Origin of the sequence: Stenotrophomonas humi (assembly GCF_001431415.1) — a bacterium.
GTDB classification, from domain to species: Bacteria; Pseudomonadota; Gammaproteobacteria; order Xanthomonadales; family Xanthomonadaceae; genus Stenotrophomonas; species Stenotrophomonas humi.
Window position 1 is genome coordinate 1 of record NZ_LDJI01000033.1, and the last position, 26,225, is coordinate 26,225.

The following is a 26,225-nucleotide window of genomic DNA, read 5'->3' on the forward strand; positions in this document are numbered from 1 at the left end:
GGTCAACGGCAAGCGCCGCCACAACAGCGCGCTGGTCAACACCGACAGCAAGATCGGCAAGGGCACCACGCCGGTGGATTTCAACGCCATCCCGGTCAGCGCGATCAAGCGCATCGAGGTGCTGCGTGATGGTGCCGGTGCGCTGTATGGCTCCGATGCAGTGGCCGGCGTGATCAACGTGATCCTCGACGACGCCCCGGAAGGCGGCGCCATCGAAGCCAGCTTCGGTGCCCACCACACCGACCTCAAGCCGATCAACCGCACCCTCACCGATGGCCAGAGCAGCTACTTCAGCGCCAAGGTCGGCACGGCCCTGACCGACGACGGTGGCTTCCTGCGCGTCGGCCTGGAATACAAGAACCGCGAAGCCACCAACCGCGCCGGCTTCGATCAGATTCCGCCGTGGGAAGCACAGACGCCGGACAATCTGGCGCTGGCCGGCAAGCGCAACTATTCGCTGGGCGATGGTGCCAGCAAGGATCTCAACGCCTGGTTCAACGCTGAAATCCCGTTCGGGGCGAACTCCAAGGCGTACGCGTTCGGCACCTACAACCAGCGCGATACCGAAGGCGCCAACTACTTCCGCTACCCGGATGGCGAAGCCAACTGGAAGGCGCTGTATCCCAACGGCTATCGCCCGGTTTCCGAAGGCGAGAACCTCGACGTGCAGTTGGTTGCCGGTGCGCGCGGTGAGTGGGGCCAATGGAACTACGACGCCAGCCTCGATCACGGCCGCAACGAATTCACGTTCCGCCTGCGCGACTCACTCAACGCCTCGCTCGGCCCGACCAGCCCGACCCGCTTCAAGACCGGCGACTTCAGCTTCGACCAGACCGTCGCAAACCTCGACCTGGGCCGCATCTTCGTGCGCGAGGATGACAGCCACAGCCTCGGCTTTGGCGTGGAAGCACGCCACGAACGCTACGAAACCGGTGCCGGCGACCCGGCCAGCTATGCCGCTGGTCCCTACACCGACCGTCCAACCGGTTCGCAGGCCGGTGGCGGCCTGACCCCGCAGGACGAGGCAGACCTGTCGCGCGAAGTGCTCAGCGCCTACACCAGCCTGTCTTCAACCTTCGGCGAGAAGTTCTCCACCGACATCGCCGCGCGTTATGAGCATTACCAGGACTTCGGTGGCGAGCTGACCGGCAAGATCGGTGCGCGCTATGCATTCGTGCCTGCGTTCGCGCTGCGTGGTTCGGTGTCCAACAACTTCCACGCACCGTCGCTGAGCCAGATCGGCTACGAATCCACCTCCACCGGCTACACCGCGGGCGGCCAGTTGGTGCAGGGGCGCCTGCTGTCGGTGAACAACCCGATCGCGCGCGCACTGGGCGCCACCGACCTGAAGCCGGAGAAGTCGATCAACTACAGCCTTGGTTTCACCAGCCAGATCGGCAGCCACCTTGACCTGTCACTGGATCTGTTCCAGATCGACATCGACGACCGCATCGCACTGTCGGAGAGCATCACCGGTGATGCGCTGACCGATTTCGTGCAGCAGCAGTTCGGCGTTGGCGGGCTGGAGAGCGCGCATTACTTCGTCAATGCCGCCGACACCCGCACCCGTGGCGCGGAATTCGTCGCCAACTGGCGGCAATCACTCGGCAATGGTGACCTGCTGCTGACCGGCACCTGGAGCTACGCCAAGACCGAGCTGAAGAACGTGCTGGCCACGCCGGCACAGCTGCTCGCGCTGGACCCGGACTACGTGCTGTTCGGCGTGGAAGAAAGCAACACGCTGACCGATGCGGCACCCCGCACCCGCGCGCAGCTGGCGGCCAGCTGGAGCAACGACGATTGGTCGCTGAGCAGCCGCGTCAGCCGCCATGGCAGCGCCAAGCGCGTGTTCGATTTCGGCGGTGGCTACATCCCGACCCAGACCTATGGCGCGGAATGGCAACTGGATGCCGAAGTGGAATACCGCATCACGCCGCAATGGAGTGTGGCCGTCGGCGGACAGAACCTGACCGACAACTACCCGGACAAGTCGAACGAGGACATCTACTACTTCGGCAACCTCCCCTACGACGTGCTCTCACCGATCGGCAGCAACGGCGCGTACTGGTACGGACGCGTGCGTTACACGTTCTGATCGGGCGACAGGCTGCCCCTCCCCCTCTCCCGCGTCGCGGAAGAGGGGTTGGCTCTCCACGCACTGATGCTTTGCGGGTCATTCCTTTGCTGGCGCGAAGCTGCCCAGCATGGCGCAACTTCGCGCAGGTGACGATCGCGTTTAAACACGATTCATCCCGATTTAACAGCCCTGCGCGTCCCTTACGCCTACCGGTCGAACGCTGCCCGGTCCATCTCAATGATTGGAGGCGTATATGTTCGAGTCCCTGATTCGCGAAGCGGCCACCCGCTTTCACCTGGGCGACAACGCAGGGCGTCTCGTGCGCCTGCTTGCCGACGCCATCTTTGATCCTGCCAACGGCGGCTTCACCGGTCTGCGAAAGCGCTTTACCGACGCCGGTCTGGACGATCTGTTCTCGTCCTGGATCGGCAAGACACCCGGCGACAACGTGCTGCAGCCAGATCAGTTCAGCGCCGGCTTCGGCCAGAACCTGGCCAGCGGCATCGCCAGCAAGCTCGGGATCCCCGCCGCCGCGGTGAACATGGCAGGTGCCTGGCTGCTGCCCAAGATCGTCGGCCAACTGACTGCCGGCGGCAACATCCCCACCTCGCGCCCGGCTGACTACGACCGTTGGTTTGGCACCACAACACCGGCAGCGGGATATGCCGGCTCTGCCACAGCTGCCACCGCCACCTCGGGCGGTTGGTGGAAATGGGTGATCCCCTTGTTGATCCTGCTGGCCGCGTTTCTCGCATTCCGCAGCTGCAAGAAAGAGGAAGCGGTCGTCCCGCCACCAGCGGAGCCGGTTGCCACCACGCAACCAGCCACACCGGCGGTACAGGCCAATCCGCGCTTCGGCTTCGATAACGTCAACGGCAAGGTGACGGTCAATGGCCAGGTCGCCAGCGACACCGACAAGACCCGCTTGTGGGATGCATTGAAAGCCACCTTCGGCGAAGCCAACCTCAGCGGCAACATCGCTGTGGATCCAGCTACCCTGCCGGCCGGCTGGATGGACAAGCTGATCGCCGCGCTGCCTGATCTGAAGGCAAGTGGGCTGAAATTCGGTTTCGATGGCGACAAGCTCAACATCGACACCAGCGGCCTGCCCGAAGCGGATCGCTTTGCGGTCAGCGAAAAACTGCGCAGCCTGTTCGGTGGCTTCGAGATCAGCGGCCTGTGGGATCGTGCCGCCGCCGCGATGGCCGGCCTGAAAGCCGGATTCAGCGGCGACGAGCTGGTCAAGGCGTTGAACCTGATGAACATCTACTTCGATACCGGCTCGGCGACGATCTCGCGTGACAGTTCGGAAACCCTGGCCAATGCGGCCAATGCGATCAAGCAGGCACCGGCCGGCACCCGCATCGAGGTGGGCGGCCACACCGACAGCACCGGCGATGCTGCCGCCAATGTCACCCTGAGCCAGCAACGCGCCGATGCCGTGGCCGCACGCCTGCGCGAACTGGGCGTGGCGGCGGATTCGCTGACCGCCAAGGGCTATGGCCAGGACAAGCCGCGTGCCAGCAACGATACCGAGGAGGGCAAGGCACAGAACCGCCGCATCGAGTTCACCGTGGCCAAGTAAGGTCCGTTGCAATGGTTGTGATGACAAACCGGCCGAGAGGCCGGTTTGTTTTTTGTGCGCACAGCCTCAGGAGCTGCCTCACCCCAACCAATCGCCCTTACCTCCTCCTAACAACCCCTGCGGCATAGTGTCCACATGCTCGAAGAACTACAGCGACCGCTCCCCCCGGCGCTGGCGAACAACGATGCGCTGTTTCTGGATGTCGATGGCACCTTGGTCGCGTTTGCCGACCATCCTGACAAGGTGATGCCAGCCGACGATCTGCCGCACCTGCTGTCCGTACTCGCGCTCCAGCTCAACGGCGCACTGGCCTTGGTCAGTGGGCGCAGCGTCGCGCAGCTCGATACATTGTTCGCCCCGCTGCGCTTGCCCGCCGCCGGCCTGCATGGCGCCCAGCTGCGACGCCGCGGCACCGACGAAACGCCACAGGCAGACACAGCCGGCTGGCTGCATGAGCTGCATCGCCAGGCGGAAAAAATCGCCCATCAACATCCCGGCATGCTGCTGGAAAACAAAGGCCAGGCGCTTGCCCTGCACTGGCGCAACGCACCCGACGCAGCCGCAGCCATCCATGCATTCGCACATGCGCAACTACCGCGACTGCCGGGCGTTCGATTGCAACCCGGCAACCATGTCGTCGAATTCATCAACGCCGACCACGACAAGGGCCAGGCACTGCTCGCGTTGATGGCGTCAGCCCCCTTCGCCGGCCGGCGCCCGGTATTCGTGGGTGACGACCTGACCGACGAACACGGCTTCGCCGTAGCCGAGCAACTGCACGGCCATGGCGTGCTGGTCGGCACCCGTGCCAACAGCCACGCCCGTTATGCATTGCCTGACGTGGCAGCCGTGCATGCCTGGCTGCGCACTGCCATGCCACATCCCACATGAAACCCGGAGGTACACATGCAGCAGGCCAACCTTGATCTGGCCGTCGTCGGCAATGGCAGCTATGGCGCCTTGATCGACAAACGCGCACGGGTGGTCTGGGGTTGCCTGCCTGCGTTCGATGGTGATCCCGCCTTCTGCGCGCTGCTGTCTCCACGCGATCACGAAGGCGGTGATTTTGTCATCGAACTGGAAGAGTTCGCCGACAGCGAGCAGCACTACATCGCCAATACCGCCATCCTGCGCACGGTACTTCGCGATACCCACGGCGCCGAAGTGGAAGTGATCGACTTCGCACCGCGCTGGAAGCGCAACGGCCGCCTGTACCGACCACCGAGCCTTGTCCGTCGCATTCGCCCACTGTCCGGAAGCCCACGCATCCGCGTACGGGCGCGACCGCTGGCCGACTGGGGCGCGCGTGTTCCCGAAACCACCTGGGGCAGCAATCACATGCGCTGGCTCTTGCCCGAATTCACCCTGCGCCTGACCACCGACGTACCGGTGCGCTTCGTCCGTGATGGGACGCCGTTCGTGCTGTCGCATCCCATGGAATTCATCCTCGGCGTCGACGAGACGCTGGACCGCACCCTGGCCGGCTACGCGCAGGAGGCCCAGCAACGCACTACCGAATACTGGCGCGAATGGGTGCGCTACCTGTCCATCCCGCTGGAATGGCAGGAAGCGGTGATCCGCAGTGCGATCACCCTGAAGCTGTGCCAGTACGAGGACAGCGGCGCGATCATCGCCGCCATGACCACCTCGATCCCGGAGGCACCCGGCAGTATCCGCAACTGGGACTATCGCTACTGCTGGCTGCGCGACGCCGCCTTTGTGGTGCGTGCACTCAACCGACTGGGTGCAACCCGCTCGATGGAAGGATTCCTGCACTACATCTTCAATCTCGCTACCAGCGATGGCAGCCTGCAGCCGCTGTATGGCATCGGCATGGAAGACAAGCTGGACGAACATGAAGTGCCTTCGCTGGCAGGCTATCGCGGCATGGGCCCGGTACGGCGTGGCAACCTGGCCTGGGTGCAGAAGCAGCACGATGTCTACGGCTCGGTGGTACTGGCGTCGACGCAACTATTCTTCGACCAGCGCCTGGAAGCCCAGGGGGATACGCATATGTTCACGCGGTTGGAACCGCTGGGTGAGCGCGCCTTCGCCCTGCACGACGTGCCCGACGCGGGCCTGTGGGAGTTCCGTGGCCGCACCTCGGTGCACACCTACACCTCGGCGATGTGCTGGGCCGCCTGCGACCGCCTGGCCAAGATCGCCATCCGCTTGCAACTGCACGACCGCGCCACACATTGGCGCGAACGCGCTGATGCCATTCAACAGCGCGTACTGGCGCGTGGCTGGAATCCCCTGCGCGGTCACTTCACCGACACCTGGGATGGCCAGCACCTGGATGCCTCGCTGCTGCTGCTGGCCGACATCGGCTTCATCGATGCGATGGACCCACGCTACATCGCCACGGTCCATGCCATCGGCCGCGACCTCAAGCATGGCGATGCGCTGTTCCGTTACATCGCCCCGGACGACTTCGGCACGCCGGAGACCAGCTTCACCATCTGCACGTTCTGGTACATCGACGCGCTGGCCGCCATCGGTCACATAGAAGAAGCACGCGAAATGTTCGAGAACGTCCTGGCGCAGCGCAATCACGTCGGGCTGCTGTCGGAGGACCTGGCCTTCAGCGACGGCGAGCAATGGGGCAATTTCCCGCAGACCTATTCGCACGTCGGCCTGATCACCGCCGCAATGCGCTTGTCGCGCAACTGGCAGGAGGCTTCGTGAGCCGCCTGGTCGTGGTCTCCAACCGGGTCGCCGTTCCCGGCGAATCCCGCGCGGGTGGTCTGGCCGTGGGCCTGCAGGCGGCACTGCAGGAACGCGGTGGCGTCTGGTTCGGCTGGAGCGGACGCAGCGTGCAGGGCGAAAGCGGTGACATGCATGAGCAGAGCGAGAGCAACATCCGCTACATCACGATGGACCTGTCAAAGAAGGATCTGGACAGCTACTACAACGGCTTTTCCAATCGTACGTTGTGGCCGTTGCTGCACTTCCGCCTGGATCTGATCGACTACGACCGCAGCAAGCGCGAAGGCTATTGGCGCGTCAACGCCTTGTTCGCCGACAAGCTTGCGCCCTTGCTGCGCGAAGACGACACCGTGTGGATTCACGACTATCACCTGATTCCGTTGGCGGCCCTGCTGCGCGAACGTGGCATCGGCTGCCGCATCGGCTTCTTCCTGCATGTACCGGTACCGTCGGCCGATCTGATCCAGGCCCTGCCCGACCACCGGGCGCTGTTTTCCACGCTGTATTCCTACGACCTGCTGGGGTTCCAGACCCGCCGCGACGTGGACCGGTTCCAATCCTATGCCCGCTTGTTCGGCGGCGGCCGGTTGATCGATGCGAACTGGATACAGGCATCCGATGGCCGTCGCGTGCGTACCTCCGCATTCCCCATTGGCATCGACACCGCACACATCGCCCGCCAGGCACGGACCGCCACCAGCAACAAGCCGGTGCGCGCACTGCGCCAGAGCCTGGAGAACCGCAAACTCGCCATCGGTGTTGATCGGCTGGATTATTCCAAGGGCCTGCCCGAACGGTTCCATGGCTTCGAGCATTACCTGCGCCGCTACCCGCAGCAGAAAGGCAGCATGACTTACCTGCAGATCGCACCGGTGTCGCGCGGCAGCGTCAACGAGTACCGAAAGCTGCGCATGGAGCTTGAACAGCTGGCCGGCCACATCAACGGCGGCCATGCCGAAGCCGACTGGACACCGCTGCGTTACGTCAACCAGAACTACGCACACAGCACGTTGACCGGCTTCTACCGCGAAGCGGCGGTGGGCCTGGTCACACCGCTGCGTGATGGCATGAACCTGGTCGCCAAGGAATACGTGGCATCGCAGAATCCCGACGATCCAGGCGTGCTGGTGCTATCGCTGCTGGCCGGCGCAGCGGATGAACTGAAGCAGGCATTGCTGGTCAACCCGCACGACCTGGACGGCGTGGCCGACGCCATCGCCACCGCCGCCAACATGCCCCGCGCCGAACGCATCGAACGCTGGCGGGCCATGTTCGAGCACCTGAGTGTCCATGACATCAACCGCTGGCGACGGGACTACCTGCAGGCGCTGGAAGGCCTGCATTGAGGGCGCTTCACACTTTCACGCCGACCCTCAATCCAGGAACCGCGCTCGCTGTTCCGGCGTCGGCAGAAAACAGGTCTGATGCCGCCCAAACCAGCGATAGCGATTGCGCGCCAGCCAGCGATAGCCCCGATCCCGCAATGCCTGCGGAATCCAACGCACCACACCCGCCAGGCGCCACACACCACCCAGGCCGCTGACCACGCGCATGATGGCGTCCGTATCGGTGTATGCCACATCGTCGTCCACCAGCAGGAATGACAACGGATCGTCCGGATCCAGTCCATGTGCCGCCAGCAAGCGGCGCCCCTGCTCGCCCTGCATCGCCGCAAAGCGATAGCGCCCTTGTCGATCGAAACGCAGCAGAAAACGCACCCAGCGGCTGCACAGTGCGCAGACGCCGTCGAATACGATCACCGCGCCCTCAGTCTTCATCGGACGCCGGCAGCAGCCAACCTTCGTAGCGAATCAACCGCCCGATCATCGGCATCGAGACATCCACCAGAAACTCGTAACGCCCGGCGTGTTCGCGCTCGCGGCATTGCACCTGCGCGAACCAGCTTGCCGGCAATGGCAGCAGGCCGAATGCCCAGACCCGTTCGGCCCGCCACAGGATCTGTCCTGCCTCCTCGCGCAGACCAAAACGGAAGCGCACCGCGCCCAGCCGCTCGCACAACCGCCCGTCACGCTGCCATAGCCGCGAGTGCATGCGCGCCGGGCCGAACTGCCGGCTCCATTGCTCGCCATGCTCATCCACCACGAACTCGACACTTACCGGCACCGAGGATGTCGGCGGCAACCGCGCCAGCCACGCGCAGGGCGCCACCAGCCAATGCGTCCCCCGCATTACCTCGCCCCGCCCGCTCCAACGCTGGCGGCGGCGCACCGAATGCAGCGCCCGCACCTGCGGCGACAGCCGTTCAAACGCGGCGCCCAGCACCTGCGCGAACAACGGCAAGGTCATTGCGACATCCACACCAGGGTGGCGATACGACCACTACGACGGTCGCGGCGGTGCGAGAACCAACGCTGCGGGTCGGCGATGGTGCACAGGTCACCGCCGTGAATGTCGGCCGAGTTCATGCCAACCGCCAGCAACCGCTGGCGTGCCAGCGCATACAGATCCACCCGCCAATGCCCCGGCCGGGTGGCGACGAAGGCAACTTCAGCCGCCGCCGAATGCGCCAGAAAGGCATCGCGCACATCGGCACCAATTTCGTAATGCGCCGGCCCTGCGGCCGGGCCCAACCAAGCGATCACGTCGCTGGCCGGGCTCTGCATCGCCGCCAGCGTCCGCTCCAGCATGCCGTCGGCCAGCCCGCGCCAACCGGCATGGGCCGCCGCCACTTCGCTGCCATCGCGCGCGGCGTACACCACCGGCAGGCAATCGGCGGTCAGGATCGCCAGCACCACGCCGGGGACCGAGGTCACCGCCGCGTCGGCAACCGGCTCGGCCTCGATGCCCTGCGCCTGCGGCGGCGCATCGAAGCGCAGCACGCCGGTGCCGTGTACCTGGCGCAACCAATGCGGCGCCGACGGCAACCCCGCCAGGCGCTGCAGTTCATCGCGGTTGCGCTGTACCTGCGCCGGGTCGTCGCCGTCGGCGGCGGTGCGGTTACCCAGGTTGAAGCTGTCAAACGGCGGTAGTGAGCCACCGGCACCGTGTCGCTGCGTGGTGAACGCCTGTACGCCTGACGGCGCGGGCCATTCGGCCCTCCACAGCGGCGATGCCGTGCCCATCACCAGCGGTTCCGCTCGCGCTCGGCGAAGGCCTGCGTGTCGTCACGCAGCGCCTTCATCAACGCCAACAGGTCGGCCGGTGTCGGTGCAGTGTTGCGGATGGATTCGCCGGTGATCGGGTGCACGAACTCCAGCGTCTCGGCATGCAGCGCCTGCCGCTTGAAACCGCGCAGCTGCGCGACCAGCTCATCGCTGGCGCCCTTGGGCAGCTTGAGGGCGCCGCCGTACAGCGGATCGCCGATGATCGCGTGCTTCAGGTGGGCCATATGCACACGGATCTGGTGGGTACGGCCGGTTTCAAGGCGGCATTCCAGCGCGGTGTGGGCGCGGAAACGCTCGCGCAGGCGGTAATGGGTGACTGCATCCTTGCCGTCCTCGCGCACGCCCATCTTCAGGCGGTCGCGCGGGTGCCGGTCAATGGCGGCATCCACGCTGCCACCGGACACCATCGAACCCACCACCACGGCCAGGTACTGGCGGTGCACTTCGCGCGCGGACAGCTGTTCGACCAGTGCGGTCTGCGCCTGCACGGTACGGGCCACGACCATCACGCCGCTGGTGTCCTTGTCCAGCCGGTGGACCACGCCGGCGCGCGGCACCTTGGCCATCTCCGGGTCACGGAACAGCAGCGCATTGACCAGGGTGCCGGTCGGATTGCCCGCGCCCGGGTGGACCACCAGCCCGGCCGGCTTGTCGATCACGAAGACATGCTCGTCCTCGTACAGGATCGACAGCGGGATATCCTCCGGCTGCGCGGTGGTCTCCACTTCCAGGACCACATTCAGGGTCGCCACTTCGCCGCCACGGACCGGATCGCGCGGCCGCGCCGGCTCGCCGTCCAGCAGCACCGCGCCGGTCTTGATCCACTCGGTCAGCCGCGAGCGCGAAAATTCAGGGAAAAGCTCGGCCAGCACCGCATCAAAGCGGCGGCCAGCGGCCGAATCGGGGACCTGCGCCTGGCGCAGGTTGGAGGAGGCGTTTTCGGACATGTTTAGACCAACGGAGACGAAATTGGGGGTCCTGACGGCAACAGTCAGTCGCAGGACAGGCCACTAGGCTATCATCGCCCCTTCGTATTCCTGCCGCGTCCTGCCCTGAACCCATGATCCGACGCTCTTCGCTGCTGTCCGCGCCCGTCCGCCTCACCGCCCTGTTGCTGGTCCTGGTTTTCGCTGCCACCGGCTGCCACCGCGGTGACAAGAAGAAGGACGCCGATGAAGGCGCCCCGGTTGAGCAGCTCTTCGAGAAGAGCCACAAGCTCATGGAAGGCGGCAACTGGTCCGGCGCCGAAGGCAGCTTCAAGCGCCTGATTGCGCAGTACCCGTACGGCCCGTATACCGAGCAGGCGATGATCGAAAGCGCCTACGCCCAGTACAAGGCCGGCAAGAACGATGACGCGGTCTCCAGCATCGACCGCTTCATCCGCACCTACCCGACCCACCGCAACATCGCCTACATGTACTACCTGCGCGGCCTGGCCAACGGCAACCGCGACACGGTATTCCTGCGCCGCGTGTGGTCTCTGGACGCCAGCCGTCGCGATCTGTCCACCCCGCGTCAGGCTTACGCCGACTTCAACATCGTTGCCGACCGCTACCCGAACAGCCGCTACGCCGCCGACGCGCGCCAGCGCATGGTCGAACTGCGTGACGTGTTCGCCCAGCACGAACTGGACGACGGCCTGTACTACGCCCGTCGTGGCGCCTGGGTGTCGGCCGCCGGCCGCGCCAATTACCTGCTGGAAACCTACCCGCAGAGCGCCTTCCAGTACGATGCCGTGGCGCTGCTGGGCGAGGCCTACACCCACCTGGGCAACAAGACCCTCGCCGACGACGCCCGCCGTGTGCTTGAGCTGAACCAGCCGCAGCACCCCTGGTTGGCCGGCAACTGGCCGAAGTACCCGTGGATGATCCGCAAGCTGAACCCGTTTGCCGGCGAAAAGTCGGTGGCCACCGGCCAGCGCAACGCCACGATGAGCAAGTAATCGGCGTTCCGTTCCAGCCAGCAACGGAAACCAGAAAGGGGCCTGACGGCCCCTTTTTTCGTTCTTAGCCCCTCCAACCGGAGGGGGCTGTGGCCTGCAGCGCAAACAGGAGCCTGAGACGCCCCCTATCCCTTCTCCTTCAAGGCCGGAGAAGGTGCTCCAAAGGGGCGGATGCGGGCTACTAAGGCATTAGGGGCTCTGACGCCTTACAGCAGAGCGGCGCTTTGCATTCCCCCGCTCCTGCGCCCTCAACCCCGATAGCCATTGCTGATCGGATATCGCCGCTCACGCCCGAAGGCCCTGCGCGACACTTTCGGCCCCGGCGCGGCCTGGTGCCGCTTCCACTCGCTGATGCGCACCAGCCGCAGCACACGGTCCACCACCTCCGCCGCATACCCGGCGGCAAGGATGTCCTCGCGCGACTGCTCCTGGTCGATATAGCGGTACAGGATCCCGTCCAGCACGTCATAGGCCGGCAGCGAATCCTGGTCGGTCTGGTTGTCGCGCAGTTCGGCCGACGGTGCGCGGGCGATCACCGCTGGCGGTATCACCGGTGCACCGCCCACGGTGTTGCGCCACTTGGACAGGCCGTAGACCTCGGTCTTGTACAGGTCTTTCAGCGGTGCGTAGCCGCCGCACATGTCGCCGTAGATGGTCGCGTAGCCAACCGAATATTCGCTTTTGTTGCCGGTCGTCAGCAGCAGGCCACCAAATTTGTTGGCCAGCGCCATCAGAATCACACCGCGGCTGCGCGACTGCAGGTTCTCCTCGGTGACATCCGCCGCCTGGCCTTCAAACATCGCCGACAGCGACTGCATCAAGCCCTGGAAGGCCGGCTCGATCGGTACGGTGTCCAGCTTCACGCCCAGCGCGCGGCATTGCTCCACCGCCAGGTCGTTGGATAGATCAGCCGTATAGCGCGATGGCAGGCTCACCGCGCGGACGTTCTCCGCGCCCAGTGCATCCACCGCCAAGGCCAAAACCAATGCCGAGTCGATGCCACCGGACAGGCCCAGCCACACCGTACTGAAGCCGTTCTTGCGGCAATAGTCCTGGATGCCACGGGTCACTGCACGCCAGGCCAGCGCGTCCATGCTCTCGTCACCATCGTCGATCCAGCGCAACGGCATGAAGCTGCGCGCGGCCACGTTGTACTCGACGAGCAGCATTTCCTCGGCAAATGCCACGGCCGCCGGATGCACCGTGCCGTCACCGTCAGCCACCACCGACGCGCCATCGAACACCAGCGCATCCTGGCCGCCCACGGTGTTGAGGTAGGCGATACCCACCCCACCCTCGGCGCAGCGCTCGGCCAGCAACGCATCGCGCTGGGCGTGCTTGCCGCGCTCGTACGGCGAGGCATTGGGCACCAGCAGCAACTCGGCACCGGCCTGGATGCTGCCCATCATCGGCTCGGAGAACCACAGGTCCTCGCAGATCACCAGCCCCACCTGCACGCCATTGACCTCGAACACGCAGTTGCCGCCGTCCGGGTCCACATCGAAGTAGCGCCGCTCGTCGAAGACCGCGTAGTTGGGCAGCTCACGCTTGCGGTAGGTGGTGGCGACCGCACCATCGCGCAGCACACTGGCCGCGTTGTAGACCACCGCTCCGGCGCTCTGCGGCCAGCCCACGACGGCGACGATGCCCTGCGCCTCGGCAGCAATGCGCTCGAGCGCCTGCGCGCAGGCGTGCAGGAACCCCGGGCGCAGCAGCAGGTCTTCCGGTGGATAGCCACTGATGGCCAGTTCCGGGAACACCACCACATCGGCGCCGTACTCATCGCGCGCCTCCTGCATCAGCTCGATGATGCGGCCGGTGTTGGCAGTCACATCCCCCACCGGGAAATCGAACTGGGCCATGGCGATGCGTAGCGATTGAGACATATCAACAACCTTCTGCTTGCCCCCGCACCCGGCGGGGGCTGGATTGACCGACATTTCGCGGAGGATGCTCTCGCAGACCGCGGCGGTGTGCTTCAGGGCCTCATTATTCCAGAAGCGCAGCACGCGGTAGCCCTTGCCCCTCAGGAAGGCTTCACGAACCGGATCGTCGGCATCATCGGCATGCTGGCTTCCGTCCAGTTCCACGACAAGGCGGTGCTGGAGGCAGACGAAATCGACGATGTAGGGGCCGATGGGGTGTTGGCGACGGAATTTGAAGCCAGGCAGCCGGTGATCGCGCAGGTGATACCAGAGCCGACGCTCGGCATCGGTCATCGCCCGGCGCAGGGCTCGGGCGTTGTTGGTTTTGGCCCCTTTCCGCATGGGATCGCTCCTTCCGTTGGAGGAACGAGGGTCTTTTGAACGGATTGATTCCGGAATCGGGGTAGCGATTCGTTCTGCTCGGAAAGCTGCCCTCACCCCTACCCCTCTCCCGAAAACGGGAGAGGGGACGGCAACAGCTTGCTCCTGCCCACACCAACTCCCGCCCCCCCTGCGACCCAATTTCAGGCTCTGGCTCTGGCTCTGGCTTTGGCTTTGGCTGTCCCCTCTCCCGCCTGCGGGAGAGGGGTAGGGGTGAGGGCAGCTCTTAAGGCTTTCGGCTTTCGGCTTTCGGCTTTCGGCTTTCGGCTTTCGGCTTTCGGCTTTCGGCTTTCGGCTTTCAGCTTTTAGCTTTTAGCTTTCAGCTTTTCACCCAACCCCCAAAACAAAAGAAGGCCGCCCAAGGGCGGCCTTCTCGCAACATCACCAGCAATCAGCTGTTACTTGACCAGCTTGGCAATGGCAGCGCCCAGGTCGCCCGGCGAACGGACGGTGACGACGCCTGCAGCTTCCATTGCCGCGAACTTGCCTTCGGCAGTGCCCTTGCCGCCCGATGCGATCGCACCGGCGTGGCCCATGCGCTTGCCGGCCGGAGCCGAAGCACCGGCGATGAAACCGACGACCGGCTTCTTCACGTGGTTCTTGATGTACTCGGCACCGGCTTCTTCAGCGTCGCCGCCGATTTCGCCAACCATGATGATGCCTTCGGTCTGCGGGTCTTCGTTGAACAGCTTCAGGCAGTCGACGAAGTTCAGGCCGTTGATCGGGTCACCACCGATGCCGATGCAGGTGGACTGGCCCAGACCGACTTCGGTGGTCTGCTTGACCGCTTCATAGGTCAGGGTGCCCGAACGCGACACGATGCCGATCTTGCCCGGCTTGTGGATGTGGCCCGGCATGATGCCGATCTTGCACTCACCCGGGGTGATGACGCCCGGGCAGTTCGGCCCGATCAGCACGGTGTCCGGATGCGAACGGGTCAGCACGTTCTTGACGCGCAGCATGTCCAGCACCGGGATGCCTTCGGTAATGCAGACGATGACCTTGATGCCGGCAGCAGCGGCTTCCAGGATCGCGTCAGCCGCGTACGGCGGCGGCACGTAGATGACCGAAGCGTTGGCGCCGGTGCTCTGCACGGCATCGGCCACGGTGTTGAACACCGGCAGGTCGATGTGGGTGGTGCCGCCCTTGCCCGGGGTCACGCCGCCGACAACCTGGGTGCCGTACTCGATCATCTGAGTGGCGTGGAAGGTGCCCTGCTGGCCGGTGAAGCCCTGCACGATCACCTTGGTGTTCTTGTTGATCAAAACTGACATTGGATTTCCTTCGGTGTCGGATCAGGCGGCGTTCTTGACAGCTTCAACGACCTTCTTGGCGCCGTCGTTGATGTTGTCAGCCGGGATGATGGCCATGCCGCTGTCACGCAGCAGCTGCTTGCCTTCTTCCACGTTGGTGCCTTCCAGGCGCACCACGACCGGAACCTTGACGCCCACTTCCTTCACGGCGGCGATGATGCCTTCGGCAATCATGTCGCAGCGGACGATGCCGCCGAAGATGTTGACGAAGATGCCTTCGACCTTGTCCGAGGACAGGATCAGCTTGAACGCTTCAATGACGCGCTGCTTGTTGGCACCACCGCCCACGTCCAGGAAGTTCGCCGGCTCGCCGCCGTTGAGCTTGATGACGTCCATGGTGGCCATGGCCAGGCCTGCGCCGTTGACCATGCAGCCGATGTTGCCGTCCATGGTGACGTAGTTGATGTCCAGCTCCGAAGCGATCACTTCGGTCGGATCTTCCTGGGTCTTGTCGCGCATGGCGACCAGTGCCTTCTGACGGAACGCGGCGTTGTCGTCGCTGTCGAACTTGCCGTCCAGCGCGTACAGGTTGCCGTCGTCCAGGATGGCCAGCGGGTTGATCTCAACCAGCGCCAGGTCCTTTTCGTTGAACAGGCGGTACAGGTTCACCATGATGTTGGCGAACTGGCCGGCCTGCTTGGCGGTCAGGCCCAGCTTGAAGCCGAAATCACGGCCGTGGTAACCCTGCACGCCTTCAACGAAGTCGACGTTGAGCGAATGGATCAGCTCCGGGGTTTCAGCAGCAACCTGCTCGATCTCCACGCCGCCTTCCGAAGAGGCGATGTAGGTGATCGTCTTGGTGCCACGGTCAACCAGCACCGACAGGTACAGTTCCTTGACGATCTCGCCGGCGGTGGTCACCAGCACCAGGTTGACCGGCAGCTCGACGCCCGCAGTCTGGTAGGTGGCCATCTTGGTACCGAGCATCTTGGCCGCAGCGGCCTTCACGTCGTCGGTGGTCTTGCAGAACTTGACGCCGCCTGCCTTGCCGCGACCGCCAGCATGGATCTGCGCCTTGACCATCCAGGGGCCCTGGCCCAGCGACTGGGCAGCTGCAACGGCTTCGTCCGGGGTCGCGGCGACCTTGCCGGCCGGGACCGGGATGCCGTACTCGGCAAGCAGTTGTTTTGACTGGTATTCGTGGAAATTCATGCGTCACCGTGGGAATAGGAACGACCGCACGCATCTCCTCGGGCCCCCGGCTGGGGCGCCAGCATGGACCGCGGCGGGCCCACTATTGTGGCCGAGCCGGCCGCAGCACGCAAAGAAGTCTGTACAAATGGCCAGTACCGGCACGTTTTTTGACGTTTTTTCAGCAACTTGCCGAGCAGGCCAGATACCGGCCCGCGTGTCCTGCGCGAGCCGGCGCGCACCTATACTTGCCTGATTCGCCCTGGATAGGAGTCCGGCTTGGCCCCCAGCCCTTCGCTCATCGACCGGATCGAGTCGATCCCCCGGCGCGAGTTGTACTTTTTCGCCTTGTACCGGGTATTGGTGGCCTCCCTGCTATGCGCCCTGGTGTTCGGGCCGCTGACCCTGCTGGTGGGCGAAGCGCATCAGCCATCGCTGGCGGCAGCGGTCTCCATCGGTTACCTGGTGCTTGCCGCCGCGTTGCTGTTCTGGGGGCGCAACGAGCGCTGGCTGCAGGCCATCGTGTTCTGGAGCGTGATGCTCGACATCCTCGCCGCCACTCTGCTCAGCCATGCGCTGCCGGGCGCGAGTGCCGGCATTTCGATGTCGCTGTTGTTCAACATCGCTGCGGCCAGCCTGTTGCTGCCGCTGTCGCGGGCATTGCTGGTGGCGCTGCTTGCCGGCATCGCCAGCGTTGCCGAGTTTCTCTGGACCGCGTTTGAGTCCATCGATGCAACCCGCACCGTGGCCGAGCTGGCGATGTTCGTCACCAGTTATCTCGCCCTGGCCTTCATCTGCTACCAGATCGGCAACCGCACCCGGCGCACCCAGCAGCTTGCCGACCAACGTGGCGCCGAAGTGGCCAACCTGGTCGAAGTCAATGAACTGATCATCCGCCGCATGCGTACCGGGGTACTGGTGGTGGACATCAACGGCCGCATCACCCTGGCCAACGAAGCCGCCACCGCACTACTCGGCGACATGGAAGGCACCCTGGCCACCGAACGCAGTACGCTGGCATCGGCGTCGCCCGAACTCGCCCGCCGTCTGCAGCGTTGGCGTAACGGTTCGCACGAGGAACAACAACCGCTGCAGCTGGCGCCGGAACAGGTGGAAGTGTTGCCGCGTTTCGCCCGGCTGCTGGCCGACAGCGACATGACGTTGGTGTTCCTGGATGACACCACGGTGGTGTCCAAGCGCGCGGAGTCGTTGACGCTCTCCACCCTGGGCCGGTTCTCGGCCAGCCTTGCCCACGAAATCCGCAACCCGTTGGCGGCGATCAACTACGCCACGCAGCTGCTGGAAGAATCCGAAGACATCGGCGATGCCGACCGGCGCCTGCTGAAAATCATCCACCAACAGTGCCAACGCACCAACGGCATCGTCGAAAGCGTGCTGGCGCTGGCCCGGCGTGAACGCGCCAACCCCGAGAACCTGGACCTGGCCGCCTTCGTGCGCCGCTTCGTCATCGAACACAAGCAGACGCTGTCCTCGGACACCGACAGCCTGGAAGTGATGATCCAGGAATCCTCGGTGCCGGCGATGATGGACCCGCGCCATCTCCATCAGGTGCTCACCGCGCTGGTCCACAATGCGCTCAAGTACGGTCGCACCGCCGACGAGCCTGCACGGGTACGCATCCGTGTCGCCTCGTCCGAACGTCATGCCGTCATCGACATCATGGATCGCGGCCCCGGCATCGCCGACGGTGTCGCCGCGCAACTGTTCCGCCCGTTCTACACCACCTCCGAACATGGCACCGGACTGGGCCTGTATATCGCCCGCGAACTGTGCCGCGCCAACCAGGCCCAACTGGACTACGTTTCCGTCCCGGCCGGCGGCGCATGCTTCCGCCTGACGCTTTCCACCGCCCAATCCACCTTCACCCGCAGCGCCCATTGACGCCCGCCTCAGCGGCGGCCGGCTTGGAGCGCGGGGTTTCCTCGGCTATCGTTCCGCCCATGAATGCAACACACAGCGCCCTGATCGTCGATGACGAACGCGACATCCGTGAGCTTCTGGTTCTGACACTCGGGCGAATGGGCCTGCGCATCAGCACCGCAGCCAACCTGGCAGAAGCGCGCGAGCTTCTGGCCAGCAACCCCTTCGACCTGTGCCTGACCGACATGCGCCTACCCGATGGCAACGGCATCGAACTGGTCACCGAGATCGCCCGCGACCACCCTCGCACACCGGTGGCCATGATCACCGCCTTCGGCAGCATGGATCTGGCCGTGGAAGCGTTGAAAGCCGGCGCCTTCGACTTTGTCAGCAAGCCGGTGGACATCAATGTCCTGCGCGGTCTGGTGCGGCATGCGCTCGAACTGAACAATACCGCCCGTGCCCCGCAGGCCCCGCCGCAGGACAACGCCACCCGCCTGCTCGGCGGCTCGGTGGCCATGGACGAACTGCGCGCCACCATCGCCAAGGTCGCACGCAGCCAGGCACCGGTTTACATCCTGGGCGAATCCGGTGTGGGCAAGGAGCTGGTCGCACGCACCATCCACGACCAGGGTGCCCGCGCCAACGGCCCGTTCATCCCGGTCAACTGCGGCGCCATCCCGGGCGAGCTGATGGAAAGCGAGTTCTTCGGCCACCGCAAGGGCAGTTTCACCGGTGCCCATGCCGACAAGCCGGGGCTGTTCCAGGCGGCGAACGGCGGCACGCTGTTCCTGGACGAAGTCGCCGAGCTGCCGTTGCAGATGCAGGTCAAGCTGCTGCGCGCCATCCAGGAAAAGTCCATCCGTCCGGTAGGTGCATCTGCTGAAGTACCTGTAGACGTGCGCATCCTGTCAGCCACGCACAAGGACCTCGGCACGCTGATACAGGACGGACGCTTCCGCCACGACCTGTACTACCGCATCAACGTCATCGAACTACGGGTGCCGCCGCTACGCGAACGCCGCGGCGACCTGCCGTTGCTGGCCACCACCATCCTCAGCCGGCTCGCGCAGGGCCAGGGCCAACAACCGCCGCAGCTCGCGCCTTCGGCGCTGGAGGCACTGGCCGGTTATGCGTTCCCGGGCAACGTGCGCGAGCTGGAAAACATCCTCGAACGCGCCCTCGCCCTGGCCGACGACGAAAACATCGGCGCCAGCGACTTGCGCCTACCCCAGCCCGCCAACGGCATCCGTGCAGAACTGCCTGTCATTGCCGGCACCGCTTCGGTGGTCGAAGAAGAAATCGAAGATATCGACACCGGCAATGGCGCCCTGCCCTCCTACATCGAGCAGATGGAACGCGCCGCCATCCAGAAAGCCCTGGAAGAAAACCGCTGGAACAAGACCAAGACGGCCGTCCAGCTCGGCATCACCTTCCGCGCCCTGCGCTACAAGCTCAAAAAGCTGGGCATGGAATAGCGCGGAAAAGATGCTAAAAGCCCCTCTCTCGTTTGCGGGAGAGGGGTTGGGGGTGAGGGCGCTTTGGCTCTTGCCGGAAACCACCTCTGCCGAGCACCGCTCGGCACTACACCCCACATCACCCAACCCGCATCAGTCCTTCGTCACACGATTGATCTCGGCCAGGCTGGTCGTGCCAGCAGCCGCCTTCACCAGTGCCGACTGCCGCAGGTCATTGACCCCGGCCTTCTGCGCCGCCTCGGCAATATCCATCGCGTTGCCACCTTCCAGCACGATGGCCGCGATCTCATCGGTCATCGGCATCACCTGATAGATGCCGGTACGGCCCTTGTAGCCCTCGGTGCACTCGTCACAACCGACCGGCTCATACAGCTGGATGCCGCGATCAATCTGCTTGGCGGTGAAGCCTTCGGCCAACAGCGCGTTCTCCGGCAACTGCTGCGGTCGCTTGCAGTTGCCACACAAACGGCGCGCCAATCGCTGGGCGATCACCAACGTTACCGACGAAGTGATGTTGTATGGCGCGATGCCCATGTTCATCAGACGCGCGATGGTCTGCGGGGCATCATTGGTATGCAGCGTCGACAGCACCATATGACCGGTCTGCGCGGCCTTGATGGCGATTTCCGCCGTCTCAAGATCACGGATTTCGCCGACCATGATGATGTCCGGATCCTGTCGCAGGAACGAACGCAGCGCTGCGGCGAAGGTCATGCCGCGCTTGTTGTTCTGCTGCACCTGGTTGACGCCGGGCAGACGGATTTCCACCGGGTCTTCGGCCGTGGAAATGTTGCGGGTGTCGTCGTTGAGGATGCCCAGCGCGGTATACAGCGACACCGTCTTACCCGAACCGGTCGGGCCGGTGACCAGCACCATGCCATAGGGCTTGTGGATAGCGTCGAGGAACAACTTCTGCTGCTCCGGCTCATAGCCCAGCTTGTCGATACCCAGCTTGGCAGCACTGCCGTCCAGGATACGCAGCACGGTCTTTTCACCGAACAAGGTCGGCAGGGTACTGACGCGGAAGTCGATCTGCTTGCTCTTGGACAGGTTGAGCTTGATGCGCCCGTCCTGCGGCACGCGCTTTTCAGCAATATCCAGCTGCGCCATCACCTTCAGGCGCGCCGCGATGCGCTGGTTCAACTTCACCGGCGCCTTGGCCACGGTCTTGAGCAGGCCGTCGATACGGAAGCGCACCCGGTAATCGTCTTCGTAGGGCTCGAAATGGATATCCGAGGCGCCCTTGCGGATCGCATCCACCAGCACCTTGTTGACGAACTTGACCACCGGCGTGTCGTCGCCCTTGGCGTCGATGCCAGCGTCACCGCCGCCGGACATGTCCTCGTCGCCCGCGCTGACATCCAGATCGCCCATTTCCTCGTCGTCGCCCCCCAGGGCGCCGCCGATGCTGTCATTGCTGGCCAGCCACAGATCCAGCGTGCGCCGGATCTGGTCTTCATCGACCAGGATCGGCTCGACCACCAGATTGGTGTGGAACTTGATCTCATCCAGCGGCTGCGTCGGGTTGTAGGTGCCCACGAACAGCTTGCCGCCGCGCTTGAACAGCGGCAGTACCTGATGCTTACGCAGTAGTTCTTCGCTGACCAGCTTCATCGCATTCTGGTTGGCGTCGAACACCGACACATCCAGCAGCGGCATGCCGAATTCCATGGCATTGGCAGCGGCCATGTTCGCTGCGGAGACCAGCTTCTTGTCGGACAACCACTGCGCCAACGGCACCTTGGCGTCGCCAGCCTGTGCCATCGCCGTACGGGCAACCGCCTCATCCAGCGCCCCGTCCTGGACCAGGCGTCGGGCAATTCCGGTGATGCCAACCAGATTGGCGGTGATGGCGGTATTCATGATTTCCCCCTGGGCCGGACGGTAGCCCGGTGATTGTACGCGCGGCTACACATGCATGTAGAGCCGAGCATGGCTCGGCTCTACGTGCAAACTCAGAATCAAGCTAACCGTTCGGCAGCAGTGAGCTTATGCAAGCAAACGACCAGAGCAAACACCCAACCCCGATCTTCACCTCAGTGCAACTAGTTCAACTTGCAGCTTCCTTGGCCGCTAGCACCATCCATTTGACAGGTAGTGGTGCGAGTACCAGGCATTTGTGGAGTACCAGTGACAGCATCGCCAATTGCTGCCCCCCCCTTTATCTCGGCGCAAGCATTGTTAACTGCCGCCGGAGGAACCTGCTCGTCGTACAAGATCGCGAGCGCATTGTTCGCATATGCCTTCGCCTCGGCCATACAAGCGTTCTCGGCCGCGCCCTTCCGATAATTATTGTAAGCCGGCAGAGCAATCGCAGCCAAAATGCCGATGATCGCCACAACGATCATCAACTCAATCAAAGTAAACCCCTGCTCGCTACGCATTAGCCCCCCCTCCTTTTTGTGCAGCAAGAATTAAGCAAGGAACGAGCCACATCCCCCAATTCAAGCAATCGACATCTTAATTCAAGGCTATTGTGGTACTCGAACCAAAGAAAAGCCCCGCAAACGCGGGGCTTTTCCTAGATAGGATCACCAGAGACCCTTTCTCAAAACCGCTTCCGCTGAATTACTTCAACTTGCAGGTAGCAGTATTGGATTCGCAGGTCACGTCCTTATCGCCCGGCGCCTTCTTGACGAAGTCATAGGCCTTCAAGGTTTCCGCATCAGCAACGTTCAAGGTCGGGCCACTGGTACAGGCCTGAGCGGTGTACGTCGGCTGCTCAGCCGCATCAATGCCACCCTTGACCGCCGAAACCCAAGAATTCATGAACGCCTTGGCTTCGCCCAAGCATGCATTGTTGGCAGACTTCACGCGGTAGTTGTTGTAAGCCGGCAACGCAATGGCCGACAGGATGGCAATGATCGCAACCACGATCATCAGTTCGATCAGGGTAAAGCCCTGCTGCTTCTTCATGAGTACATCCCCTAGAGGTTTGGTTTGTGAACATGGTTGCAGGCACCTGCCTACTCGCACGGGGTTACAAAGCAGGTCTCGTGCCAACTATTCAACACGCCCCCCCTGCTCCCCGGCACCAATGATGGCAGCATCGGCATAGAAGGGAAGCCCCAATGATGCAATTGAGGAACAGCGCCACAGGCTGACACAGTGCGTCACTTTATGACCCACCCCGATACACTGAACCTACCGCAAGACTACCCTCACCCCGGCTGCGTGACTAAAGGATGGCGACTCACCACTTCGCCAAGCATTAGGCATGACGGGTCACCGCAGGGCATACACCAGCTAAGCGGCACCGTAGTAGCGGGCCAATCCAGCGGCCGCAACCTCCCAAGCGATCATCCAGCGGCGCCCAAATTGGGGGAAGCAGTACCCACTTATAGTGCGAATCAGGCACCTATGTGACCGATGCCGCCAAAGCCCATCGCCAGACTGTGCCTATGGCCGCCTGACCAGCTACCATGCGGCTGTTGTCTGGCCTGGGGATGGTCGGACGGGGAGAGAAAGATGGCCGTTACCCGCAACGCGATAAGTAAAGAGTCGGCTGGGCGTAGCACCAGTCAGATGCAGCCGTTCGTCTGGGAGGGAACAGACAAGCGCGGCGTCAAGATGAAGGGCGAACAGGACGCCAAAAACGCCAACCTGCTCAGGGCCGAGCTGCGCCGTCTGGGCATCACGCCCACGGTGGTCAAGCCCAAGTCCAAGCCACTGTTTGGTGCCACTGGAACCCCAGTCAAACCCAAGGACATTGCGTTCTTCAGTCGCCAGATGGCAACCATGATGAAGTCCGGCGTGCCCATCGTCAGTTCACTGGAAATCATTGGCAGCGGACACAAAAACCCGCGCATGGCCAAACTGGTAGGTACGATTCGTGCGGACCTGGAGGGCGGCTCCTCTCTGTATGAGGCCATCAGCAAGCACCCGGTGCAGTTCGATGAGCTGTACCGCAACCTGGTCAAGGCCGGCGAAGGCGCCGGTGTGCTGGAAACCGTGCTGGAGACCATCGCCAACTACCAGGAAAACCTGGAGACACTGAAGGGCAAGATCAAGAAGGCCTTGTTCTATCCCGCGATGGTGATCGCAGTTGCACTGATGGTCAGCTCGGTATTGTTGATCTGGGTGGTGCCGCAGTTTGAGGACATTTTCAAGAGCTTCGGCACCGACCTCCCTGTTTTCACTCAAATGATCGTGCGCGCTTCAGACTTCATGGTCGGCTGGTGGTGGGCAATTCTACTGCTGGCTATCGTCGTCATCTTTGGCTCCAGCTTTATGTACAAGCGTTCGCCAAAGATGCAACACACATTCGACCGCATTGTCCTGAAGGTGCCAGTCATTGGGCAGATCATGAACAACAGCGCGATCGCCCGATTTGCCCGTACCACTGCCGTGACATTCAAAGCTGGCGTACCGCTGGTCGAAGCCCTCGGCATCGTCGCAGGCGCAACTGGCAACAAAGTGTACGAAGATGCGGTCCTCCGTATGCGTGACGATGTTTCGGTTGGCTACCCCGTCAACATGGCGATGAAGCAGGTGAACATCTTCCCGCACATGGTCGTGCAAATGACCGCCATCGGCGAAGAAGCCGGCGCTCTGGATACGATGCTGTTCAAAGTGGCTGAGTACTTCGAGCAGGAAGTAAACAACGCGGTGGACGCACTCACCAGCTTGCTTGAGCCGCTGATCATGGTCTTTATCGGCGTTGTTGTCGGCAGCATGGTCATCGGCATGTACCTGCCAATCTTCAAGCTCGCCTCTACTGTTGGATAACTAGCACATGGCATTTCTCGACCAGCACACCGCCATTGGCTACCCCGCAGCGGCGGCGCTGGGACTGCTGATCGGCAGCTTCCTCAACGTGGTGATCCTGCGCTTGCCCAAGCGCATGGAGTGGCAGTGGAAGCGCGATGCGCGCGAAATCCTCGGCGAGCCGGACATCTATGAGCCGCCTCCGCCGGGGATTGTGGTCGAGCCTTCGCACTGCCCGCACTGCAAGCATAAGCTCAGCTGGTACGAGAACATTCCACTGTTCAGTTGGCTGATCCAGCGCGGCAAATGCCGCCACTGCCAGGCGCCGATTTCGCTGCAGTACCCCCTGGTGGAGCTGGTCACCGCCCTGATGGTGCTGGCCAGCGTGTGGCAGTTCGGCTTCGGCTGGCAGGGTTTTGGCGCGATAGTGCTGAGCTGCTTCCTGGTGGCGTTGTCAGGCATCGACCTGCGCACCCAGCTACTGCCCGATCAGCTGACGCTGCCACTGATGTGGCTGGGCCTGATCGGCAGCATGGACAACTTGTACATGCCGGCCAAACCCGCATTGATCGGTGCGGCAGTGGGCTATTTGTCGCTCTGGACGGTGTGGTGGCTGTTCAAGCAACTCACCGGCAAGGAAGGCATGGGCCATGGTGACTTCAAATTGCTGGCGGCACTCGGCGCATGGTGTGGCCTGAAGGGCATCCTGCCGATCATCCTGCTGTCCTCCCTGGTCGGCGCCATCATCGGTTCGATCTGGCTGTACTCGCGCGGGCGCGACCGTGCAACGCCCATCCCGTTTGGCCCCTACCTGGCCATTGCCGGCTGGCTGGTCTTCATGTGGGGCGATCAGATGATTGGCGGTTACATGCGCCTTGCAGGCTTGCAGCCATAAGGCATTCCGCCTGCAACCGTGATGCCAACCGAGCGACTGGCAAGAGCATCACCCACACTGATCCAGTCGATCAACGCCAGACCCTGACCCGGGTACGCGCAGCGCACCCGGGCCTTCAACGACGCAATCAGCCATCACCCGCACCCTTGCCAGAGGCCACCACCTATCCGCAGCCTCCCATGTGCGCAGCGCTTGGCCGGGCCACACGCTGGTGATCCGGTCCGATTGTTCAGCGCTACCATTGGGCCTTCCGAACGGATTGCCACACACATGAGCAACTTCATCGTTGGCCTTACCGGCGGCATTGCCTCCGGTAAGAGCGAGGTCAGCCGCCGCTTTGAAGCGCTCGGGATCGTCGTGGCAGATGCCGATATCGCAGCGCGCGAAGTCGTCGCACGGGGCAGCTCTGTACTGGCGGAGATCGCCCATCGATTCGGCCCCGACATCCTGTTGCCGGACGGCAGCCTGGACCGCGCCCGGTTGCGTCAACACATCTTCGCCAACAACGAGGAGCGACGCGCGCTCGAGGCCATCACCCATCCAGCAATTCGCGCCCGTGTACGTGAGATTTGTGACGCGGCCGGAAGCCCCTATGCGATCGCTGCGATTCCATTACTAACCGAAGCTGGCGGGCGCGCAGCCTATGACTGGCTGGATCGTATCCTCGTAGTGGACGCACCGGAAGCCGTCCAGCATGCCCGCCTGCTACGTCGCGACAATATCGATGCCGAGCTTGCTGACCGCATGATCCTGGCGCAGGCCAGCCGTGAGCAGCGCTTGGCACTGGCGGATGACGTGGTTGTCAACGACGGGCATCCCGATCACCTGCAGGTGCATATCGAAACCCTGGATCTGAAGTATCGGGAACTGGCTGCCGAAAGAGGCGCTGTTTTGTAGGTGTAAGGTTGAGCGAGAAGCCCCCCCTCATCCGGCGCTGCGCGCCACCTTCTCCCGTGAACGGGAGAAGGGAAAAGGAATTCAGTATTTCCTGGCACGCCTGGCTTTCGGTGCTTCTGACTTCCCGGCCGACGCAGCCGGAACCAAGCATTCCCGCTACCGCCCACCTCACACCGCTC

21 protein-coding genes and 1 pseudogene are annotated in these 26,225 nt (G+C 63.4%); 11 read left to right on the top strand and 11 right to left on the bottom strand.

Translation table 11 applies throughout. The features are described 5' to 3' along the window. The 5 genes from ABB26_RS16570 to otsA form a co-directional block, all read left to right on the top strand. Positions 1–2,095, top strand: a 2,095-nt coding sequence (locus tag ABB26_RS16570) for a TonB-dependent receptor plug domain-containing protein (protein WP_057635829.1), incomplete at its 5' end; no start/stop codon positions are given. 235 nt (positions 2,096–2,330) lie between these two features. Further along, positions 2,331–3,662: an OmpA family protein gene (locus ABB26_RS16575; RefSeq protein ID WP_057635830.1), complete on the top strand. Its 1,332-nt coding sequence runs from the start codon at positions 2,331–2,333 to the stop codon at positions 3,660–3,662. Positions 3,663–3,797: 135 nt separating this feature from the next. After that, positions 3,798–4,553 carry a trehalose-phosphatase gene (gene otsB / locus ABB26_RS16580; protein ID WP_057635831.1) on the top strand — a complete coding sequence of 252 codons (756 nt, stop codon included), beginning with the start codon at positions 3,798–3,800 and terminating at the stop codon, positions 4,551–4,553. A gap of 15 nt (positions 4,554–4,568) precedes the next feature. Next, entirely contained in the window at positions 4,569–6,350 is a 1,782-nt protein-coding gene (locus ABB26_RS16585) for a glycoside hydrolase family 15 protein (protein ID WP_057635832.1), read from the top strand. Beyond that, on the top strand, positions 6,347–7,717 hold the full coding sequence (gene otsA / locus ABB26_RS16590; RefSeq protein ID WP_057635833.1) for an alpha,alpha-trehalose-phosphate synthase (UDP-forming): 1,371 nt from the start codon (positions 6,347–6,349) through the stop codon (positions 7,715–7,717). The genes ABB26_RS16585 and otsA overlap by 4 nt, the downstream gene beginning before the upstream one ends. Positions 7,718–7,744: 27 nt before the next feature. Here otsA and ABB26_RS16595 read toward each other — a convergent pair whose 3' ends face one another. Genes ABB26_RS16595 through rluD form a run of 4 tightly spaced genes read right to left on the bottom strand, consistent with a single transcriptional unit; the run spans position 7,745 to position 10,443 of the window. Further along, the gene (locus ABB26_RS16595) at positions 7,745–8,149 is read right to left on the bottom strand and encodes a thiol-disulfide oxidoreductase DCC family protein (protein ID WP_057635834.1); all 405 of its coding nucleotides are present in this window, start codon (positions 8,147–8,149) and stop codon (positions 7,745–7,747) included. Beyond that, on the bottom strand, positions 8,139–8,672 hold the full coding sequence (locus ABB26_RS16600; protein ID WP_211261984.1) for a DUF4166 domain-containing protein: 534 nt from the start codon (positions 8,670–8,672) through the stop codon (positions 8,139–8,141). The genes ABB26_RS16595 and ABB26_RS16600 overlap by 11 nt, the downstream gene beginning before the upstream one ends. Positions 8,673–8,674: 2 nt before the next feature. Then, a complete protein-coding gene (gene pgeF, locus ABB26_RS16605) occupies positions 8,675–9,454 on the bottom strand; it encodes a peptidoglycan editing factor PgeF (RefSeq protein WP_057635836.1) in 780 nt (259 codons plus the stop codon). Then, on the bottom strand, positions 9,454–10,443 hold the full coding sequence (rluD, locus tag ABB26_RS16610; protein ID WP_057635837.1) for a 23S rRNA pseudouridine(1911/1915/1917) synthase RluD: 990 nt from the start codon (positions 10,441–10,443) through the stop codon (positions 9,454–9,456). Before rluD ends, pgeF begins: the two co-directional genes overlap by 1 nt. A gap of 113 nt (positions 10,444–10,556) precedes the next feature. Between rluD and ABB26_RS16615 the strand changes: the two genes are divergently transcribed. Further along, positions 10,557–11,438: an outer membrane protein assembly factor BamD gene (locus ABB26_RS16615; protein ID WP_057635838.1), complete on the top strand. Its 882-nt coding sequence runs from the start codon at positions 10,557–10,559 to the stop codon at positions 11,436–11,438. A gap of 248 nt (positions 11,439–11,686) precedes the next feature. On the opposite strand, the gene ABB26_RS16620 is transcribed toward ABB26_RS16615, so the two are convergent. The 4 genes and pseudogenes from ABB26_RS16620 to sucC form a co-directional block, all read right to left on the bottom strand. Next, the gene (locus ABB26_RS16620; protein ID WP_057635865.1) at positions 11,687–13,324 is read right to left on the bottom strand and encodes an NAD+ synthase; all 1,638 of its coding nucleotides are present in this window, start codon (positions 13,322–13,324) and stop codon (positions 11,687–11,689) included. Between the two features lie 45 nt (positions 13,325–13,369). Beyond that, a pseudogene (locus ABB26_RS19260) lies at positions 13,370–13,705 on the bottom strand (endonuclease domain-containing protein); the annotation flags it as partial. A gap of 437 nt (positions 13,706–14,142) precedes the next feature. After that, positions 14,143–15,018, bottom strand: a complete 876-nt coding sequence (gene sucD / locus ABB26_RS16625) for a succinate--CoA ligase subunit alpha (RefSeq protein WP_017356169.1) — start codon at positions 15,016–15,018, stop codon at positions 14,143–14,145. Between the two features lie 21 nt (positions 15,019–15,039). After that, positions 15,040–16,209, bottom strand: coding sequence for an ADP-forming succinate--CoA ligase subunit beta (gene sucC / locus ABB26_RS16630; RefSeq protein WP_057635839.1), 1,170 nt, complete (start codon positions 16,207–16,209; stop codon positions 15,040–15,042). 258 nt (positions 16,210–16,467) lie between these two features. On the opposite strand from sucC, the gene ABB26_RS16635 reads away from it, so the two are divergent. Both ABB26_RS16635 and ABB26_RS16640 read left to right on the top strand, forming a co-directional pair. Beyond that, complete coding sequence (locus tag ABB26_RS16635) at positions 16,468–18,090, top strand: sensor histidine kinase (RefSeq protein WP_057635840.1); 1,623 nt, start codon at positions 16,468–16,470, stop codon at positions 18,088–18,090. 59 nt (positions 18,091–18,149) lie between these two features. Next, the gene (locus tag ABB26_RS16640) at positions 18,150–19,547 is read left to right on the top strand and encodes a sigma-54-dependent transcriptional regulator (RefSeq protein ID WP_057635841.1); all 1,398 of its coding nucleotides are present in this window, start codon (positions 18,150–18,152) and stop codon (positions 19,545–19,547) included. A gap of 132 nt (positions 19,548–19,679) precedes the next feature. Here the strand turns inward: ABB26_RS16640 and pilB are convergent, their stop codons facing one another. From pilB to ABB26_RS19720, 3 genes are all read right to left on the bottom strand, one after another. Continuing rightward, positions 19,680–21,410 (bottom strand): type IV-A pilus assembly ATPase PilB, encoded by a 1,731-nt coding sequence (gene pilB / locus ABB26_RS16645; protein ID WP_057635842.1) that lies wholly within the window; start codon positions 21,408–21,410, stop codon positions 19,680–19,682. A gap of 182 nt (positions 21,411–21,592) precedes the next feature. After that, the gene (locus ABB26_RS19715) at positions 21,593–21,931 is read right to left on the bottom strand and encodes a type II secretion system protein (RefSeq protein ID WP_083490895.1); all 339 of its coding nucleotides are present in this window, start codon (positions 21,929–21,931) and stop codon (positions 21,593–21,595) included. Positions 21,932–22,115: 184 nt separating this feature from the next. Next, positions 22,116–22,463, bottom strand: a complete 348-nt coding sequence (locus ABB26_RS19720) for a prepilin-type N-terminal cleavage/methylation domain-containing protein (RefSeq protein ID WP_057635843.1) — start codon at positions 22,461–22,463, stop codon at positions 22,116–22,118. 552 nt (positions 22,464–23,015) lie between these two features. Here ABB26_RS19720 and ABB26_RS16660 point away from each other — a divergent pair. The 3 genes from ABB26_RS16660 (at position 23,016) to coaE (ending at position 26,046) form a co-directional block, all read left to right on the top strand. Further along, on the top strand, positions 23,016–24,275 hold the full coding sequence (locus ABB26_RS16660; RefSeq protein WP_057635844.1) for a type II secretion system F family protein: 1,260 nt from the start codon (positions 23,016–23,018) through the stop codon (positions 24,273–24,275). Positions 24,276–24,282: 7 nt separating this feature from the next. Next, on the top strand, positions 24,283–25,149 hold the full coding sequence (locus ABB26_RS16665) for a prepilin peptidase (RefSeq protein WP_057635845.1): 867 nt from the start codon (positions 24,283–24,285) through the stop codon (positions 25,147–25,149). Between the two features lie 270 nt (positions 25,150–25,419). Continuing rightward, positions 25,420–26,046, top strand: coding sequence for a dephospho-CoA kinase (coaE, locus tag ABB26_RS16670; protein ID WP_057635846.1), 627 nt, complete (start codon positions 25,420–25,422; stop codon positions 26,044–26,046). Positions 26,047–26,225 lie beyond the last annotated feature (179 nt).